This is a genomic window from Sphingomonas sp. (genome assembly GCF_045810705.1).
Taxonomy (GTDB): Bacteria; Pseudomonadota; Alphaproteobacteria; order Sphingomonadales; family Sphingomonadaceae; genus Sphingomicrobium.
In genome coordinates this window covers 119,428-135,581 of record NZ_JBJMVI010000017.1, presented here as the reverse complement: position 1 = coordinate 135,581, position 16,154 = coordinate 119,428, and the positions used below count along the sequence as shown (strand labels likewise).

Annotated in this window: 23 protein-coding genes; 16 read left to right on the top strand and 7 right to left on the bottom strand. The window is 65.4% G+C overall.

Annotation, left to right across the window (positions count from 1 at the left end):
- The first annotated feature begins 1 nt into the window (after window position 1).
- Window positions 2-487: a hypothetical protein gene (locus ACJ8FR_RS08790; protein WP_407828254.1), complete on the top strand. Its 486-nt coding sequence runs from the start codon at window positions 2-4 to the stop codon at window positions 485-487.
- Here the strand turns inward: ACJ8FR_RS08790 and ACJ8FR_RS08785 are convergent.
- Window positions 484-1,827, bottom strand: a complete 1,344-nt coding sequence (locus tag ACJ8FR_RS08785) for a hemolysin family protein (RefSeq protein WP_407828253.1) — start codon at window positions 1,825-1,827, stop codon at window positions 484-486. The genes ACJ8FR_RS08790 and ACJ8FR_RS08785 overlap by 4 nt on opposite strands.
- A gap of 126 nt (window positions 1,828-1,953) precedes the next feature.
- On the opposite strand from ACJ8FR_RS08785, the gene ACJ8FR_RS08780 reads away from it, so the two are divergent.
- Window positions 1,954-2,616, top strand: a complete 663-nt coding sequence (locus ACJ8FR_RS08780) for an OmpA family protein (protein WP_407828252.1) — start codon at window positions 1,954-1,956, stop codon at window positions 2,614-2,616.
- On the opposite strand, the gene ACJ8FR_RS08775 is transcribed toward ACJ8FR_RS08780, so the two are convergent.
- The gene (locus ACJ8FR_RS08775) at window positions 2,613-3,065 is read right to left on the bottom strand and encodes a nucleoside deaminase (RefSeq protein ID WP_407828251.1); all 453 of its coding nucleotides are present in this window, start codon (window positions 3,063-3,065) and stop codon (window positions 2,613-2,615) included. The two genes, ACJ8FR_RS08780 and ACJ8FR_RS08775, sit on opposite strands and share 4 nt — an antisense overlap.
- 44 nt (window positions 3,066-3,109) lie before the next feature.
- Window positions 3,110-3,391, bottom strand: coding sequence for a hypothetical protein (locus ACJ8FR_RS08770; RefSeq protein WP_407828250.1), 282 nt, complete (start codon window positions 3,389-3,391; stop codon window positions 3,110-3,112).
- 172 nt (window positions 3,392-3,563) lie between these two features.
- Here ACJ8FR_RS08770 and rpmB point away from each other — a divergent pair, with 172 nt between their 5' ends.
- Window positions 3,564-3,857: a 50S ribosomal protein L28 gene (gene rpmB, locus ACJ8FR_RS08765; protein ID WP_407828249.1), complete on the top strand. Its 294-nt coding sequence runs from the start codon at window positions 3,564-3,566 to the stop codon at window positions 3,855-3,857.
- Window positions 3,858-4,109: 252 nt separating this feature from the next.
- The gene (locus tag ACJ8FR_RS08760) at window positions 4,110-4,703 is read left to right on the top strand and encodes an SOS response-associated peptidase (protein ID WP_407828248.1); all 594 of its coding nucleotides are present in this window, start codon (window positions 4,110-4,112) and stop codon (window positions 4,701-4,703) included.
- A gap of 7 nt (window positions 4,704-4,710) precedes the next feature.
- Here ACJ8FR_RS08760 and cobT read toward each other — a convergent pair whose 3' ends face one another.
- The 3 genes from cobT to ACJ8FR_RS08745 are packed head-to-tail and all read right to left on the bottom strand — an operon-like array spanning window position 4,711 to window position 8,257.
- Window positions 4,711-6,525, bottom strand: coding sequence for a cobaltochelatase subunit CobT (gene cobT / locus ACJ8FR_RS08755; RefSeq protein ID WP_407828247.1), 1,815 nt, complete (start codon window positions 6,523-6,525; stop codon window positions 4,711-4,713).
- 9 nt (window positions 6,526-6,534) lie between these two features.
- Entirely contained in the window at window positions 6,535-7,542 is a 1,008-nt protein-coding gene (gene cobS / locus ACJ8FR_RS08750) for a cobaltochelatase subunit CobS (protein ID WP_407828246.1), read from the bottom strand.
- Window positions 7,543-7,582: 40 nt separating this feature from the next.
- Window positions 7,583-8,257: a winged helix-turn-helix transcriptional regulator gene (locus ACJ8FR_RS08745; RefSeq protein WP_407828245.1), complete on the bottom strand. Its 675-nt coding sequence runs from the start codon at window positions 8,255-8,257 to the stop codon at window positions 7,583-7,585.
- Window positions 8,258-8,319: 62 nt separating this feature from the next.
- On the opposite strand from ACJ8FR_RS08745, the gene ACJ8FR_RS08740 reads away from it, so the two are divergent.
- The 8 genes from ACJ8FR_RS08740 to ACJ8FR_RS08705 are packed head-to-tail and all read left to right on the top strand — an operon-like array spanning window position 8,320 to window position 13,004.
- Window positions 8,320-8,748: a DoxX family protein gene (locus tag ACJ8FR_RS08740; protein WP_407828244.1), complete on the top strand. Its 429-nt coding sequence runs from the start codon at window positions 8,320-8,322 to the stop codon at window positions 8,746-8,748.
- Window positions 8,749-8,786: 38 nt separating this feature from the next.
- Complete coding sequence (locus ACJ8FR_RS08735; protein ID WP_407828243.1) at window positions 8,787-9,233, top strand: VOC family protein; 447 nt, start codon at window positions 8,787-8,789, stop codon at window positions 9,231-9,233.
- 16 nt (window positions 9,234-9,249) lie between these two features.
- Complete coding sequence (locus ACJ8FR_RS08730; protein WP_407828242.1) at window positions 9,250-9,930, top strand: glutathione S-transferase family protein; 681 nt, start codon at window positions 9,250-9,252, stop codon at window positions 9,928-9,930.
- A complete protein-coding gene (locus ACJ8FR_RS08725) occupies window positions 9,927-10,304 on the top strand; it encodes a DUF1428 domain-containing protein (protein ID WP_407828241.1) in 378 nt (125 codons plus the stop codon). Before ACJ8FR_RS08730 ends, ACJ8FR_RS08725 begins: the two co-directional genes overlap by 4 nt.
- Before the next feature lie 38 nt (window positions 10,305-10,342).
- The gene (locus tag ACJ8FR_RS08720) at window positions 10,343-11,176 is read left to right on the top strand and encodes a VOC family protein (RefSeq protein WP_407828240.1); all 834 of its coding nucleotides are present in this window, start codon (window positions 10,343-10,345) and stop codon (window positions 11,174-11,176) included.
- A 22-nt stretch (window positions 11,177-11,198) separates the two neighbouring features.
- Window positions 11,199-11,696 carry a VOC family protein gene (locus ACJ8FR_RS08715; RefSeq protein ID WP_407828239.1) on the top strand — a complete coding sequence of 166 codons (498 nt, stop codon included), beginning with the start codon at window positions 11,199-11,201 and terminating at the stop codon, window positions 11,694-11,696.
- Window positions 11,689-12,351, top strand: coding sequence for a dihydrofolate reductase family protein (locus ACJ8FR_RS08710; RefSeq protein WP_407828238.1), 663 nt, complete (start codon window positions 11,689-11,691; stop codon window positions 12,349-12,351). Before ACJ8FR_RS08715 ends, ACJ8FR_RS08710 begins: the two co-directional genes overlap by 8 nt.
- Window positions 12,348-13,004, top strand: a complete 657-nt coding sequence (locus tag ACJ8FR_RS08705; protein ID WP_407828237.1) for a glutathione S-transferase family protein — start codon at window positions 12,348-12,350, stop codon at window positions 13,002-13,004. Before ACJ8FR_RS08710 ends, ACJ8FR_RS08705 begins: the two co-directional genes overlap by 4 nt.
- On the opposite strand, the gene ACJ8FR_RS08700 is transcribed toward ACJ8FR_RS08705, so the two are convergent.
- Window positions 13,001-13,573: a DnaJ domain-containing protein gene (locus tag ACJ8FR_RS08700; protein WP_407828236.1), complete on the bottom strand. Its 573-nt coding sequence runs from the start codon at window positions 13,571-13,573 to the stop codon at window positions 13,001-13,003. The two genes, ACJ8FR_RS08705 and ACJ8FR_RS08700, sit on opposite strands and share 4 nt — an antisense overlap.
- Window positions 13,574-13,595: 22 nt before the next feature.
- On the opposite strand from ACJ8FR_RS08700, the gene ACJ8FR_RS08695 reads away from it, so the two are divergent.
- Genes ACJ8FR_RS08695 through nusB form a run of 4 tightly spaced genes read left to right on the top strand, consistent with a single transcriptional unit; the run spans window position 13,596 to window position 16,154 of the window.
- Window positions 13,596-13,880 (top strand): BolA family protein, encoded by a 285-nt coding sequence (locus ACJ8FR_RS08695; protein ID WP_407828235.1) that lies wholly within the window; start codon window positions 13,596-13,598, stop codon window positions 13,878-13,880.
- Window positions 13,881-13,882: 2 nt separating this feature from the next.
- Window positions 13,883-14,788 carry a pirin family protein gene (locus ACJ8FR_RS08690; RefSeq protein WP_407828234.1) on the top strand — a complete coding sequence of 302 codons (906 nt, stop codon included), beginning with the start codon at window positions 13,883-13,885 and terminating at the stop codon, window positions 14,786-14,788.
- Window positions 14,785-15,699: an alpha/beta fold hydrolase gene (locus ACJ8FR_RS08685; RefSeq protein WP_407828233.1), complete on the top strand. Its 915-nt coding sequence runs from the start codon at window positions 14,785-14,787 to the stop codon at window positions 15,697-15,699. The genes ACJ8FR_RS08690 and ACJ8FR_RS08685 overlap by 4 nt, the downstream gene beginning before the upstream one ends.
- Window positions 15,696-16,154, top strand: a complete 459-nt coding sequence (nusB, locus tag ACJ8FR_RS08680; RefSeq protein ID WP_407828232.1) for a transcription antitermination factor NusB — start codon at window positions 15,696-15,698, stop codon at window positions 16,152-16,154. Before ACJ8FR_RS08685 ends, nusB begins: the two co-directional genes overlap by 4 nt.

Sequence of the window (16,154 nt, the reverse complement as noted above, 5' to 3'; positions counted from 1 at the left end):
AATGGATCTGATCCGCGAATATTGGTGGCTGATTATCGTTGTCGTGGCGCTCGTCCTGGCGTTCATTCTGCTGCGGCCGAAGCAGCGGGTAGCGCTGACGGAGAGTGCGCCGATCCGCCCGCACATGGCGCGGAAAGCGCCGCCTGAAGGTCGCGGGCTTGCCGGCGAAGCAGCGGCGGCGGCGAGCGACGTCACCGGCCAGATCTTCGGCATGCCCGTGCACAACAAGCTGGACGGCGTCAAAGAGCCCCACGACGATCTCTGCCGCCTCAAGGGCGTTGGGCCAAAGTTCGCCGAAGCACTGCATGGACTCGGCTTCATCCGTTTCGAGCAGATCGCTCACCTGACGCCGACCGAGATTGAGCGCATCGATGCCCAGCTCGGCGCATTCCGCGGTCGCCTCACGCGCGACCGTGTCGTCGAGCAGGCGGATTACCTGGCCAGGGACGACATCGACGGGTTCGAGCAGAAGTTCGGAAACCTTTAACCGACCGCCTCGGCTTCGCTCGCGGCAGGTTTGCGCCGCTGGCGCGAGGCGATCAGCTTGTCGATCTTACGGCCGTCCATGTCGACGATCTCGAACGACCAGCCGTCGTGCCGAAACTTCTCACCGGTCTCGGGAAGATGCTTGAGCACCCACAGGGCAAAGCCGGCGACCGTTGAATAGTCGCGGTCGACGGGCAGGTTCACGCCGAGCCGATCACTGAGCAGGTCGGCGCTTGCCGCGCCCGACACCAGCCAGCTGCCATCGTCGCGCTCGACCAGTGCTGGCTCGTCGCCCTGCTCGGCGTCGCTGGCGAAGGTCCCAGCAAGCGCGGCAAGGATACTCCCCGGCGTCACAATCCCATCGAGATGACCATATTCGTCATGCACCAGGGCGAGCGGCACGTCGGCATTCCGGAGGACCGCCAACGCATCCATCGCGTCCATGAGGTCAGGGATGACCGGGGCGCTCCGGCACAATTGGTTGAGGTTGATCGGGCGCCCTTCGAGCAGCGCCGCCATCACATCGCGGGTCTGGATCACGCCGACGATATTCTCGACCGCGCCGTCGGCCACCGGGATGCGGCTGTGCGGCGTGGCTAGCAGCGCGGCGCGGATTTCGTCGGCCGTGGCGGCGCGGTCGATCCAGTCGATCTCGGTGCGCGGAGTCATGACTTCGCGGACCGGCCGGTCCGCTAGCCGGACGATGCCCGAGATCATCGCCCGTTCGTCCTCCTCGAGCACGCCCGCGGTCTGGGCCTCCGCCACCACCAGGTGCAGCTCCTCGGCCGTCACATGGTTCTTCGATTCGCGGTTCATACCGAGCAGGCTCAAGATCAGCGCGCTCGAACGCTCGAGCACCCAGACAAATGGCGCGACGATCTTCGACAAGAGCCGCATCGGCCGAGACATGACGACGGCGATGGGCTCGGGCGAGCGGAGCGCGATCTGCTTGGGGACGATCTCGCCGATCACCAGCGAGCAATAGGTCGTAACGAAAATCACCACGCCGAACCCAATGGTGTGCGCCGTATCCGGTGATAGCCCGAGTAGTTGAATGCGCTCGGCTGCCGGCTGGCCGAGTTTCTCGCCGGAAAAGGCACCCGCGAAGATCGCGATCAAAGTGATGCCGCTTTGCACCGTCGATAGGAACCGCCCAGGGTCGGACGCTAGATCGAGCGCGCAACGGGCGCCAACGCTGCCGGTTTTGGCCATCGCTTTCAGCCGCGCCTCGCGCGAAGAGACAATCGCCAGCTCCCCCATAGCCAGCGCGCCGTTGACGACGATCAGCGCGAGGAGGAGGAGGACGTCGAGCCAGGGTATGGGGGCTAAATGGTCGCTCATGGTGTGCGGCGTTGCGGTTGTAACCCGCGACGACGGCGGTTCACAAGCAGCCGTCTCAATCCAGGTGCGGAACCATCGGCTATGGGCGCCGGTTTGATCGCCGATCGGACTGGGGAGCTTGCGCCAATGATTAACGTTCGGAGTTTGAGGACGCTCGCCGCCGGCTGCGCGTTGACCGCGCTGGCGGGCTGCCAGACGGCGCCCCCGCCGCCGCCATTGGTGGTGCCGGCAGCGTTTCGGCCCCTGGGCGTCGGCGCGCCGTATCTGCTCGGCGACGTGATCGGTGGACAAAAGGCGCGCGCGGCGAAGATGCGCGCCGCCAAGATCCGGCCGCTGACGCCATACGAAGCCTCGACCTACATGGCCGATCTCGATGCCGAGCTGCGGCGCCAAACCGCCGGCATCGGCCTCGACGTCCTTCAGGTTGGCGGAAGCATCGTCGTGCGCATCCCCGCGGCATTCACCTTCGACGCGGGCAGCGCGGCCGTCAAAGCGACCACCAACGCGACGCTCCTCGAGATCGCGCGTACGGTGAAGACGCGCAATCGCACGTTCGTCGACGTCCTCGCCCACACCGACACGTCCGGGTCGCCGCAGACCAACCAGGCTCTTTCGGAGAAACGCGCTGCGGCGGTCGCGACTTACCTCGCCGCGCACGGAGTGTCGCGCGCCCGGATCGCATCGCGCGGGCTGGGCGAGAGCGCGCCGCTGTACAGCCCCGAGAGCAGCGAGGCCGACAAGGCGGCAAACCGGCGGATCGAGATCCGGCTGGTCCCGTATCGCGCCTAGCGCCGCTGAGCGAAGAAGTCGGTCAGCAGCCGGGCCGATTCTTCTTCGCCGATCCCGCCGAGCACCTCCGGGCGGTGGTGACAGGTCGGCTGGGCGAAGATTCGCGGCCCGTGGATTACGGCGCCGCCCTTTGGGTCGTCGGCGCCGAAGTGAAGCGCCTTGAACCGCGCCAGCGATATTGCCGCCGCACACATCGCGCAGGGCTCCAGCGTCACCCACATCGTGCACTCGTCGAGGCGCGAAGTGCCAAGCTTCGCGGCCGCCGCGCGGATCGCGGCAATCTCGGCATGCGCGGTCGGATCGGTCGACCCGCGCATCGCATTGGCGCTCTCGCCGACGAGCGCGTCGCCCAAGGTCACCACGGCGCCGACCGGCACTTCGCCCGCGGCCGCCGCCTCGGCAGCCAGATCGAGCGCTCGGCGCATGGCCATGGGAAGCGGAAAGCTCATGATCCGCGCCGCTAGCCGACCGTGCGGTTCAAGTCACATCCGCTCTACTGTCCGTTGTTGGTGGCCGCCGCCGCCTGGTTTCGAGCCGGCTTTTCCACGACCAGGGCCGGCACTTTGACCGTCGTTGCCTTTGTCCCGACCTTGACCGAGCCGGTCTCGACATCGAAAGCGGGCGCCTGCCCGCCTCTGGCGGTCACGCCATTGGCGGTCGTGCTGACCTCGGGCGCCTTGGCCTGCCGCGTCTGGTTGATGTTGAGGAAACCCGACGCGAGCGCGATCAGGATCGCCACCACGGCAATGATCAGGATCAAGAGCAAAGCGCGCATGGCCGAACCCTTTCGAGCTTTGTGTCATCTAGCCGACTGTTGCATCAACGCAAATGTTCAGGCTCGGTTGCCGTCGTTTCGGCCGCCGCAACGTTGACGAGCAACGCCCGAGCCGCTAACGGGCGGCGCTCTTCGGGCCCATGCGGCTCGTCCAGAAATCAGGATAAAGACCATGTCGCGGGTTTGCGAGCTGACCGGCAAGGGCCGGCAGGTGGGCAACAATGTTTCCCACGCCAACAACAAGACCAAGCGGACGTTCCTGCCCAATTTGCAGAACGTGACGCTGATTTCCGACGCGCTCGGGCAGAGCGTCAAGCTGCGCGTGTCGACCCACGGCCTGCGCTCGGTCGAGCATGTCGGCGGGCTCGACAACTGGCTGCTCAAGACGAGCGACGACAAGCTCAGCGCCAAGGTCCGCAAGCTCAAGAAAGAGATTGCCAAGAAGGCGTCTGAGCAACCCGCCTAAGAGTCGTCTAACCGACTGAATTTCAAGGATTTTCCTGAACGGACGCTGCACGGCGCGTTCAGCATCGATACCCGGCGACTCAGGCATAAGCCCCTGAGCTGACGGGGTTTTCCCCTTTTCCCCGTCGCGCCTGGCAACAGGCAGTTTCCCTCGCGTCGCGTATCGAGGGGGCCCCAGCGCGCGTAGTTGCGCTGGGGCCAATTTTTTGCGCTGAAAGCCGCTGCGGCAGCGTGTAGGCGTGGCCGCGCAGCCATGTGCAATCTGTACACGCAGTCGAAGTCGCCGGACGAAATCGCGCGCCTCTTTCGCGAGCAACAAATCAGCTTGCGCTTCCCGGAAGGGATCCCGAACCTTCAGCCGCGCGACATTCGGATCACCGATCCGGCGCCGATCGTCCGCTCGTCGCCAGGACCGGACGAGGCCTTCGAACTCGTCGTTCGCCGCTGGAGCTGGCCCGGTCAGGGCGGGAAGCCGGTGTACAATTTCCGCTCCGACGGGCGGGAATTCTCGAGCGGCCGGTGCCTGATTCTCGCCGACGGCTTCTACGAGTTCACCGCTCCCGCCGATGCCAAGCAAAAGCGCAAGGACCGCTGGCTGTTCAGCAGGCCAGCCGGCGAACTGATCGCCATCGCCGGGCTGCTCCGCGACGATCCGGGCCGTGGCGAAGCCTTCACCATGCTGACGACTGAGCCGGGTCCCGACGTGGCGCCGTACCATGGCCGGCAGGTCGCGGTGCTGCAGCCCGATCAATGGATGCCATGGCTGACCTATGCGCAGCCCGCGAGCGCGCTGCTTGGACCGGCGCCGGCTGGCACGCTCGAGGTGTCCGCAGCGAACGCGGCCTAGCGCCCGCTCAGTGCGCGTCGAACAATTGCGCGAGCTGCTCGACCATCGCGCCGGCGAGCTGGTCGGCGTCCATGATCGTCACCGCGCGGCTGTAATAGCGGGTCACGTCGTGGCCGATGCCGATGGCGATCAGCTCGACGCTCGAGCGCTTCTCGATCCACTCGATCACCTGTCTTAGGTGTCGTTCCAAATAGCTTCCGCCGTTGGCCGAGGCGGTCGAATCGTCGACGGGCGCGCCGTCCGAGATCACCATCAGGATGCGCCGCTCTTCGGGCCGGGCGATCAGCCGATTGTGGGCCCAAAGCAGGGCCTCCCCGTCGATATTCTCCTTGAGCAGCCCCTCGCGCATCATCAACCCAAGGTTGCGGCGGCCGTGGCGATAGGGCTCGTCGGCCCTTTTGTAGACAATGTGCCGCAAATCATTGAGCCGGCCCGGGTTGGACGGGCGTCCGGCCGATAGCCAGGCCTCACGGCTCTGGCCGCCCTTCCAGCCGCGGGTGGTGAAGCCGAGAATTTCGGACGCGACCCCGCAACGCTCAAGCGTTCGCGCGAGGATATCGGCGCAGATCGCGGCAATCGCGATCGGCCGACCGCGCATCGAACCGGAATTGTCGATCAACAGCGAAACGACCGTGTCCTTGAAGTCGGTGTCGCGCTCGATCTTGAACGACAATGCATGGCGGGGATTGACGACCACCCGTGCGAGCCGCGCGGCGTCGAGCAAACCCTCCTCCTGATCGAAATCCCAGCTCCTCGCCTGCTGTGCCATCAAGCGCCGCTGCAGTCGGTTGGCGAGGCGGGTGACGACGTTCTGGAGTCCCGCCATTTGCTGGTCGAGATAGGCGCGCAGGCGGCCCAGCTCGTCCTCGTCGCACAGCTCCGGCGCCTCGACGATCTCGTCGAAGCGCGTGGTGTACGCCTTGTAGTCGGTTTGGGGCGAAAGCTCCCAGTTGCGCCGGCCGGGGGAAGCAAAGACGCTCTCGCTGAGGTCGTCGCCGGCGCTGACCTCATCCTCGCCGGCTTCCATCTCCTGACTAGAATCGCCCTCGGTATTCTCGTCCTCGGCCTGTTCGCCGCGCATTTCGACATCGCCGCCGCCGGGGGTGCCTTCTTCGCCCTCCTCCGCCGAATCCTCGTTTCCGCCTTCCTCGCCCTCGGCTTCATCGCCGGCGTCGTGGGACTCCTGTTCATTCGGATCCTCGGCCGCGGCGAGGTCGAGGTCCTCGAGCAACCGCCGCGACAGCTTGGCGAACGCCGCCTGGTCGTCGAGCGTCAGGGCGAGCGCATCGAGCTCGGCCGCGGCCTTGTCCTCGATCCACGGCGCGACGAGCTTGAGGCCTTCGGCGGCCGCGCGCGGCGGTGCCTGGCCCGTCAGCCGCTCGCGCGCGATCAGTGCGACGGCGGTCGACAGCGGCACTTCCTCGGCGGTGCGGGCTCGGACGATCGCATCGGCGCGCACGCGCGCTTCGGTCAGATGCGCAAGATTGCCTTTGACGCCTCCCATTGCGCGTGAGCCGAGCGCTTCCACACGGGCCATTTCGAGCGCGTCGAACACGGCGCGGGCGTCCACGTCGATGGGTGCGACGCGCGCGTGGAGTGCAGGATCATGATATCTGAGGCGGAGTGCGACAGAATCCGCAGCGCCGCGCGCCTCGGCCACCAGCCGCGGCTCGAGCGCCGGCCCCGGCGAGGGTACGCGGGCCGTCTTGCCCGACGCGGGCGCGTTGTCCGACGCGAACACGACCTCGACTTCCGGGTCGTGCGCGATGGCGCGCGACGCCCCCGCGAGCGCTCGGCGGAAAAGGTCGATCTTCTCGGCCACGAGCGGGCCTTAGCTCGCTTTCCCGACCACGCTTTCGGGAAGATCCTCGCCGAACACCCGTTGATAATATTCGGCGATCAGCGGCCGCTCGGTCTCATCGCATTTGTTGAGGAAGCTCACCCGGAACGCATAGCCGACGTCGCCGAAGATGTGGGCGTTCTGCGCCCAGCTGATCACCGTGCGCGGGCTCATCACGGTCGAAATGTCGCCGTTGACGAATCCCTGGCGCGAGAGATCGGCGACCTTGATCATCTTGTCGACGATCTCCTTGCCGCCGGGCTCGTCATATTCGCCGGTCTTGGCGAGCACGATCTGCGCCTCCACAGCCGCCGGCAGGTAATTGAGCGTGGTGACAATGTTCCAGCGGTCCATCTGACCCTGGTTGATCGCCTGAGTGCCATGATAGAGGCCGGTCGTGTCGCCGAGACCGACGGTGTTGGTCGTGGCGAACAGCCTGAACCAGGGGTTGGGACGGATCACTCGGTTCTGATCGAGCAAGGTGAGCTTTCCCTCGGCCTCGAGCACGCGCTGGATGACGAACATCACGTCCGGGCGGCCCGCATCATATTCGTCGAACACGAGCGCGACCGGATGCTGAAGCGCCCACGGCAGCAGGCCCTCGCGGAATTCGGTCACCTGCTGGCCCTCGCGAAGCACGATCGCGTCGCGTCCGACCAGGTCGATCCGGCTGATGTGCGCGTCGAGGTTGATTCGGATCATCGGCCAGTTGAGTCGCGCGGCGACCTGCTCGATGTGGGTCGACTTGCCGGTGCCGTGATAGCCCTGGACCATTACACGGCGATTCTTCGAGAACCCCGCGCAGATCGCCATCGTTGTGTCCGGATCGAACACATAGGTCGGGTCGAGATCGGGGACTCGCTCGTCAGCCTCGCTAAACGCCGGGACCTCCATGTCGGTATCGACTCCGAACAGCTCGCGCACCTTCGCGATCTTGTCGGGGGAAGCCATTAGCGTCTCCGCCCGGCTTTCGGGCTGCACGTTGGAAATATCTGTCATTGGAAACTGCCTTACGGGATGGGCGCGCCCGCCTCAACGCTCAGCCAATTTTTGGCGGCAACGGGAACAGCGTCACGAAACGCTTCGCCAGCTCCATATCTCCCGTAACTTTGACCGTTTCAAGGCCGAGCCCACCATGAATCGCCGCGACGAGCTGCATCGGGGTGCCGGCGAAGGTCGCGTCGCAGTCTTCCGGCTCCCGCCGCTCGATCGCGAGGCGACCGCCGCACAGCGTGGCGACATAGCCGATATCGCCCATCTTGAAGCCGACGCGCGCGTCCATTCCGCGCGAGCGTTCGGGCGAGAGCAGGGTCTGCAAGGACATCATGAAGGACACATGGCTCATCGGGAGGGTCGGGTCGTGGAGCGGGCTGCGTGCCGCCCAGCGACCCAGCGAAGCGATCACCGGCACCGCCTCCAAGCCCCACTCGGTCGCCTCATAGACCTGCACCGAGGCGGGCGGCGGCAGGCGGACTCGGCGAACCAAGCTGCGCGCCTCAAGCTCGGCAAGGCGCTGGCTCAGCACATTGGCGCTAATGCCGGGAAGGTCGGCCTTCAGTTCCGAGAATCGTCGCGGCCCATAAGCGAGCTCGCGCAGCACCAGCATCGCCCACCGCTCGCCGACCAGCTCAAGCGCGTGAGCGAGCCCGCAAGCATCGTCGTACGGCCGTTTTCTTTCTTTTTTCCGAAGTTTAGTTATTTTTTCTGACTGCATGGTTGCAATTTATAACTCGTCGCGTCAAAAAGCAAGCGAATCGACTCGTAAGGAGGGAAAAAATGACGACAGCAGCGATCGACGAAGTGCCCGTCCGGTCATCGACTCCGGTTGGCGTAAAGGTCGGCTGGGCACTCAGTGGCCTGGCGGTCCTCTTTCTCGGCACCGACGCGGGCGCGAAGCTGCTCGTGCCGGCGATGATGGCCGCCTACACGCCGCCGCAGCTCAAGTTTCCGACCGATCCCGGCTTCTATCGCATGCTCGGTTCGATCCTGGCGCTCTGCACCACGCTCTACGCCGTTCCGCGTACTGCCGTTCTCGGGGCGCTGCTTCTGACCGGATACCTCGGCGGCGCCATCGCGTCGCATCTCAGCGCCGGCAGCCCGCTCCTTAGCAATACCTTGTTCGGCCTGTATCTCGGCCTCGCCGTGTGGGGCGGCCTGTGGCTTCGCGAGCCCCGGCTTCGTGCCTTGCTGCCGTTCCGGGACTGAACTCAATTCTCTCAACAGACGAAAAGGATTGTAAAGCCATGTCGCGGATGATTTTCGTGAACCTGCCGGTCAGCGACCTGACGAAGTCGCGGGCCTTCCTTGAGGCGATCGGCGCGGTGAACGAACCGCGGTTCACCGACGACACCGCGGCCTGCATGACGCTCAGCGACAGCATCCACGTCATGCTTCTGACGCATGAGAAGTTTAGCCACTTCTCACCGCGTCCGATCGGCGACGCAAAGGCGGCAACGCAAGTGATCTTGTGCCTGTCGTCGGACAGCCGCGAAAGCGTTGACTCGACGCTTGAGCGGGCCGTAGCGGCGGGGGGCACTGCTGATCCGTCCCCGAAACAGGACTATGGCGTGATGTACGGACGCAGCGTCGCCGATCCGGATGGACACATCTGGGAGATCATGTGGATGGACGCGGCCGCCGCGGAACGCGGCAAGGACGCCGTGTCCGATGCGATCGCAACTGCAGTCTAAAGGGAGGCTCGTCACCATGTCACTCAATCCAAATGCATCGATCGAAATCACCGCATTCCGGTGGGTTCCCGAGTTCGCCCAGGGCCTGGTGCGCGACCTTCGCGCCCGCTGGGCGCTCGAGGAGGCCGGCCTCGATTACCGGGTCCGTCTGCTCGACCAGGAGCGGCCGCCCGAATATCTGCTCGAGCAGCCGTTCGATCAGGTCCCGTGCTTCAGCGACGGCAAGATCAAGATCTTCGAAACCGGCGCCATCGTCCAATATGTCGGCGAACAGAGCGAGGCGCTTCTGCCACGCGATCCGCAGGGCAAGTACCGCGCCATCCAGTGGACCTATGCGGCGCTCAACAGCGTCGAACCGGCGTTCATCAACTTGCTGCTGATCGACCGGTTTTTCACGAATGAGGAATGGGCGAAGCTGCGCCGGCCAGGCGCGGTGGACTTCGCGAAATTGAAGCTCAAACGCGTGTCCGAATGGCTTGGAGACAAGGAGTGGCTCGAGGGTCGCTTCACCATCGGCGATCTGGTGATGACCACGACCCTCCGGTTCCTCAGGCACACCGACCTCGTCGCGGAGATCCCCAACCTCGCCGCTTACCTCAAGCGCGCCGAGGACCGCCCAGCATTCAAGCAGGCGCTCAGCGACCAGGTCGCCTCATACGCCGCGAACCAACCCCAGGAAGAAGGAGTAGCAGCATGACCTACGTCGACGGATTCATCCTCCCGCTGCCGAAGGGCAAGGAAGACGAATATCGCAAGCTCGCGGAGACTTTCGCGAGTAAGTCGAAAGCGCAGGGCGCGCTCGGCACGATCGAGGCGGTCGGCGACAATCTCGAGCACGGCCACACCACCGACTTCTTCAGGGCAGTGCAGGCGACGGACGACGAGAACGTGGTCTTCTCCTTCATCCTCTGGCCGGACAAGGAAACGCGCGATCGCGGCTGGGAAAAGATCATGGCCGATCCCGAAATGCAGCCGGGCGCGCAGCCGATGCCGTTCGACGGCAAGCGCATGTTCTGGGGCGGGTTCAAGCCGCTTATCAACACGCTCGAGAAAGTGACCGAACCCGCCTGACCGGAGGGACGCGGAATCACTCAAAGGAGGGACTGACCATGACCGACGTACGCGACGAGGCGGTGGACACCGCCGCGGCGGAGCCACGCGGCGAACCGCGCGGGGATTTCATCTGGTACGAGCTGATGACTCCCGATCCTGAAGGCGCGAAGGCGTTCTACGACGCCGTCGTCGGCTGGGACATCGGTCCGGCGGTGGCCGAGTACAACGGCTACCGAATGATCGGCCGAAGCGACGGCAAGTTCGCCGGCGGCGTGCTTCAGCTCACTGACGAAATGCAGCAGCACGGCGCCCGGCCGACCTGGTTGGGCTATATCCTGGTCCCCGACGTCGACCGTTCGGTTGCGGCGATCGAGCAGGCCGGCGGGAAGACCTACGTGGCGGCGACCGACATCCCCAATGTCGGGCGGATCGCGATGGTCGCCGACCCGCAGGGCGCGGCCTTCTATGTGATGAAGCCGCTGCCCCCGCAGGGCGACCCCAACGCCAAGAGCGATGTCTTTTCGACGACGGAGCAGCAGCGCGTCGGCTGGAACGAGCTCTCGACCAGCGACCCGCTTGCGGCGCGGCGCTTCTATGGCGAGCAGTTCGGCTGGACGAGCGAGAAGTTCATGCCGATGGGCGAACAGGGCGAGTATCGCTTCCTGGAGCAGAATGGCGTCACCATCGGCGCCGTCGCCGGCACCATGGACGGCCAGCCGCCGCACTGGCGCTATTATTTCCGGGTGCCGTCGATCACCAAGGCCAAGGAGACTTCCGAGGCCAAGGGCGGCAAGATCGCCATGGGCCCGATGGAAGTTCCCGGCGGCGACCACATCCTGATCGGCGTCGACCCGCAAGGTGTGGAGTTTGCACTGGTCGGCCGCGCGTAAGCATCAACGAGGGAGTGAAGACATGTCAGACAAGCTGACCACCTGCTTGTGGTTCGACAAAGGCGAAGCCCGAAAGGCCGCCGAATTCTACGCATCGGTCTTTCCCGACAGCCGCGTCGGCACCGCGATGTCCGCTCCCTCGGATTTCCCCGGCGGCGAGCAGGGAACCGAGCTCACCGTCGGGTTCACCGTCTTCGGGCGCGATTTCGTGGGCCTCAACGGCGGCCCCAACTTCAAGCCGAATGAAGCGGTCAGCTTCATGGTGGTCACCGAGGACCAGGGCGAAACGGACCGCTATTGGGATGCGATCACCAAGAATGGTGGCGAAGAAAGCGCCTGCGGCTGGTGCAAGGACCGCTGGGGCTTCTCCTGGCAGATTACGCCGCGGGTGCTGCTCGAGGCCAACACCAACCCTGACAAGGCCGCGGCCCGGCGCGCGTTCGAAGCGATGATGAAGATGCGCAAGATCGACATCGCGACCATCGAGGCGGCGCTCAAGGGCGAAACGATCAATGCGTAAGCTGACCGGCGCCGTCTTCCTTTCGCTCGACGGGGTCATGCAGGCCCCCGGGGGTCCCGACGAGGACCCCACGAGCGGCTTTACTCTCGGCGGGTGGACGCATCCGTTCTTCACCGGCGACATGGGTCCGTTCGAGGGCGTGATTTCCGGCGAGTACGACCTGCTGCTTGGCCGGCGGACCTACGACATCTTCGCCGCGTACTGGCCGAACAATCGGGACAATCCGATCGGCGAGAAATTTCAGCGCATCAACAAATATGTGCTGACCCATTCGGACCAGCCGCTGGAGTGGGAGAACAGCAGCAGACTCACGGGCGACACGGCCGCCGCCGTCGCCGAGCTCAAACGGAGCGAAGGCCGCGACCTGCTCATTCAGGGCAGCAGCACGCTCTATGCTCCGCTCCTGTCGGCCGACGCGATCGACCGGCTCCTGCTGATGACCTTCCCGGTGCTGCTGGGCAGGGGAAAGTCGATCTTCGAAGTTGGCCAGCGTCCGCGCCGGATGAAGCTCGTCGATCACTATGTCTCGGAAACCGGAGTCACCTTCACCATCTATGAGCCGAACGGCGAGGTCGAGACCGGAACCTTCGCGACGAAGGAACCGAGCCGGGCCGAGCTGGAGCTTCGCGAGCGCATCAAGGAAGGCGCCTGGTGAGCCTCCAACTCTTCGCCCACCCCTTCTCGTCCTACTGCCAGAAGGTGCTGATCGCGCTGTGGGCGGACGGGACGGAGTTCGAGTACCGGATACTCGAACAGGACCATCCGGAGAACATGGTCGAACTCAAGGGCCGCTGGCCTTTCGGCAAGTTCCCGTTGCTGGTCGACGACGGCCGGACGGTAGTCGAGACGACGTGCATCATCGAACATCTTCAGGCGCACCATCCGGGGCCCAACCGGTGGATCCCGGATGGCGACCTCGGCCTTCGCGTCCGCTTCCTCGACCGCTTCTTCGACATCTACGTGATGGAGAATATGACCAGGGCGGGGAACGATATCCTCCGCCCGGAAGGGTCGCGCGATCCTTATGGAGCGCAGCAGGGGCGCGACAATCTGCACATGGCGTACGACTGGCTCGAGGCCAATCTCGGCGACGGCCCATGGGCTGCCGGCGAGCAATTCACCCTCGCCGACTGCGCCGCCGCGCCGTCGCTCTTCTACGCCGACTGGATCGAGGAAATCGGGCCGGAGCGCCCGCGCCTGTCGGCCTACCGCGCGCGGTTGCTCGCCCATCCTGTCGTTGCTCGCGCGGTCGACGAAGGTCGTCCGTACCGCCCCTATTTCCCGCTCGGCGCGCCCGACCGCGACTAGGCGAACGCCGCGGATTTCCGCAGCAGCTGATAGGCCTCGATCACTTCGCCGAGCCGTCCTTCGTGGCTGCGGTCGCCGCCGTTCTTGTCGGGATGATAGCGGCGGACCAGGCCCGAATAGCGCTTGCGCAGCTGGTGGCGGTCGGCGTCCTCGCCTAGGCCAAGCACGGACAAGGCGCGGCGTTCGGACTTGCTGAAGCGCGATGGCCGGGCGGCTTCATGAATCCCGTTGAACCGGGTGGCGATGGCGTCCAGCGGGTCGGAAAAATCGCTCCATCTCGGCGGCGGGTCTGCGCCGTTGGCAGCAAAACGGCGGCTCGGCCGCTCCCAGCCCGCCAGCGGCGATTGCGCGCGGGTGATCTCTTCGCAGCTCATGCCGTCGAAGAAATTGTACTTGGCATTGTGCTCGCGGACATGGTCGAGACACAGGAAGCGCCAGGCTCCGGGTCCATCGAAATTGGCCGGCTGGAGCGGCGCCTTGAATTCGCCCGGTTGGGCACATCCCGGGACGGCGCACCTCGCCTGCGCTCCCTCCACTCGCCCGTGCAGTCTTGATTGCTTCGTTGCCATCGAACCTGACTATATAGGCGCCATGAACGCTCGAAAAACCGGTCCGGTCGCGACTGAAATGCTGGCCCGCCTCAACTCGGCGCTTTCGCCGACGAGGATCGAGCTGGTGGACGACAGCGAACAGCATCGCGGCCACGGCGGCTACAATCCCGCCGGCGAGAGCCACTTCTCATTGCGCGTCGAGAGCCCGGCCTTTGCCGGAAAGAGCCGTGTCGAACGCCAGCGGATGATCTATGCCGCGCTCGGCGACCTGATGCGCGAACGAGTCCATGCTCTGTCGATCCGCGCGGCGGCACCGGGAGAATGATGATGGCGACAGTTGAAACTTCGGTCCTGCAGACCATCACGCCGGTCACGCACGATCTTGGCGATTTCAAGGTCAACCGCACCCTGCCCGGCCGGCAGCGGACGATGGTTGGGCCGTTCATCTTCGTCGACGAGTTCGGGCCGGCGCGGCTGCCCGCCGGGCGCGGGATGGATGTCCGCCCTCACCCGCACATCAACCTCGCCACCGTCACCTATCTATTCGAAGGCGCGATCGAGCATCGGGACAGCATCGGCAGCCACGCCGTGATCGAGCCGGGCGCGATCAACCTGATGACCGCGGGCAGCGGGATCGTCCATTCGGAGCGCTCGCCGCAGGAGCAACGCGCGGACGGCGCTAGCCTCTACGGCATGCAGACCTGGCTGGCGCTGCCGGATGGACAGGAGGAGATCGCGCCGGCGTTCGACCATGTGCCGGGTGACGCTTTGCCCTTGGTCGAGGACGACGGCGCGAGCGCGCGCGTGCTGATGGGAACATTGTGGGGCGCCTCCGCTGCAACGCCGCAGCATTCTCCGACAATCTATGCCGACATCTTGCTCGGCGCCGGCGGAGCGATCCCCATCGACTCCGGGGCCGACGAGCGCGCGGTCATGCTCGTCGGCGGCGAGACCGAGCTCGACGGACAGCCGCTCGACCTCTTCGCGCTGTACCTCTTGCGCCCGGGCCACGACGCGCGGCTGTCGAGCGCGGCCGGCGGCCGGTTGATGCTGATGGGCGGCCAGGCCTTCCCGACGCGCCGCTACGTGTTCTGGAATTTCGTTTCCTCCTCGCGCGACCGGATCAACCAGGCGAAGGAAGATTGGAAGGCGCTGCGCTTCGCCCTGATCCCCGGCGACGACCAGGAATATATCCCCCTTCCCGAGGTGCCACTGACAGTCAGCTATCCGTGACCGAATCCCGGCGGATTGCGCTGAACACCGGCGTGACCCTCAACGTCGCGCTCGCCGGCGACCCCGCGAACCCTGCGGTGATCCTGCTGCATGGATTTCCCGAATCGCACCGGACCTGGCGGGAGGTCGCGCCGCGCCTCGAGCAGGACTTCTTCCTGGTCATGCCCGACCAGCGCGGCTTTGCCGGGTCGGACCTCCCGCAGGACGTCGACGAGTATCGGACGGACCTATTGATCGACGACATCTTCGCGCTGGCGGATGCGCTCGGCATCGAGCGGTTCGCGCTGGTAGGCCACGACTGGGGCGGCGCGATCGCCTGGGGCGCGGCGCTGCGCGGCGATCCGCGCCTGACGCGGCTGGCGATCGTCAATGCGCCGCATCCGGTGATCTTCCAGAAAAGCCTGATCGAAGACGCCGACCAGCGCGCCGCCTCTCAATATATCAGCGCATTCCGGGCCCCCGGCTTCGAGACGATGATCGCGGCCAAGGGCTTCGACTGGTTTTTCGATACGACCTTCGCGCGTCACGTCGACGTAACAACGGTGCCGGCGGCCGAGCGGCAGCAATATATCGCCGATTGGTCGCAGCCGCGCGCGTTCAACGCCATGCTCAACTGGTACCGCGCGTCCAAAGTCGTGGTGCCACCGCCTGGCATCGCCGTGCCGTTGCCAGACTGGCTGCTGCGCGCCTTTCCCAAGGTCACGGTGCCGACCCTCGTCATCTGGGGGATGAAGGACGCCGCGCTGCTCCCGCTGCAGCTCGAGGGCCTCGAAGAGTTGGTCGAGGACCTCGCCATCGAGCGCCTGCCCGATGCTGGCCATTTCGCACCGTGGGAGGCCGGCGAAGCGGTCACCGCTTTGCTCCGGCCCTTCCTTGGCGCGGAAGCCGACGCTACTGCCCCGCCGGCATGACCCAGACTCGTTCCCGTTCGCGTTCGGCGGCGCGTCTCGCCGCCGTCCAGGCGCTATACCAACAGGAAATGGAAGGTACGCTCCTTCCACGGCTTTTGAAGGAATTCCATGATCATCGTCTCGGCGCCACCATCGAAGATGCGCGCTATCATGAGGCGGAGCGCGACTTCTTCGACGATCTCGTTACCGGGGCCGACGCCAGGCGCTCGGAGATCGACGCGCTGATCAGCGCAAGACTGGCGGAGGGCTGGAGCCTCGAGCGCCTCGACCGCCCGATGCGCGCGATCCTGCGCGCCGGCGCCTATGAACTGATCGCCCGCGCCGACGTGCCGGTCGGCTCGGTCATCTCCGAATATGTCGACGTCGCCCACGCCTTCTACGACAAACGCGAGAGCGGGTTCGTCAACGGCCTGCTCGACGCCATTGCCAAAGAGGCTCGCCCGGCGCGAGCATAG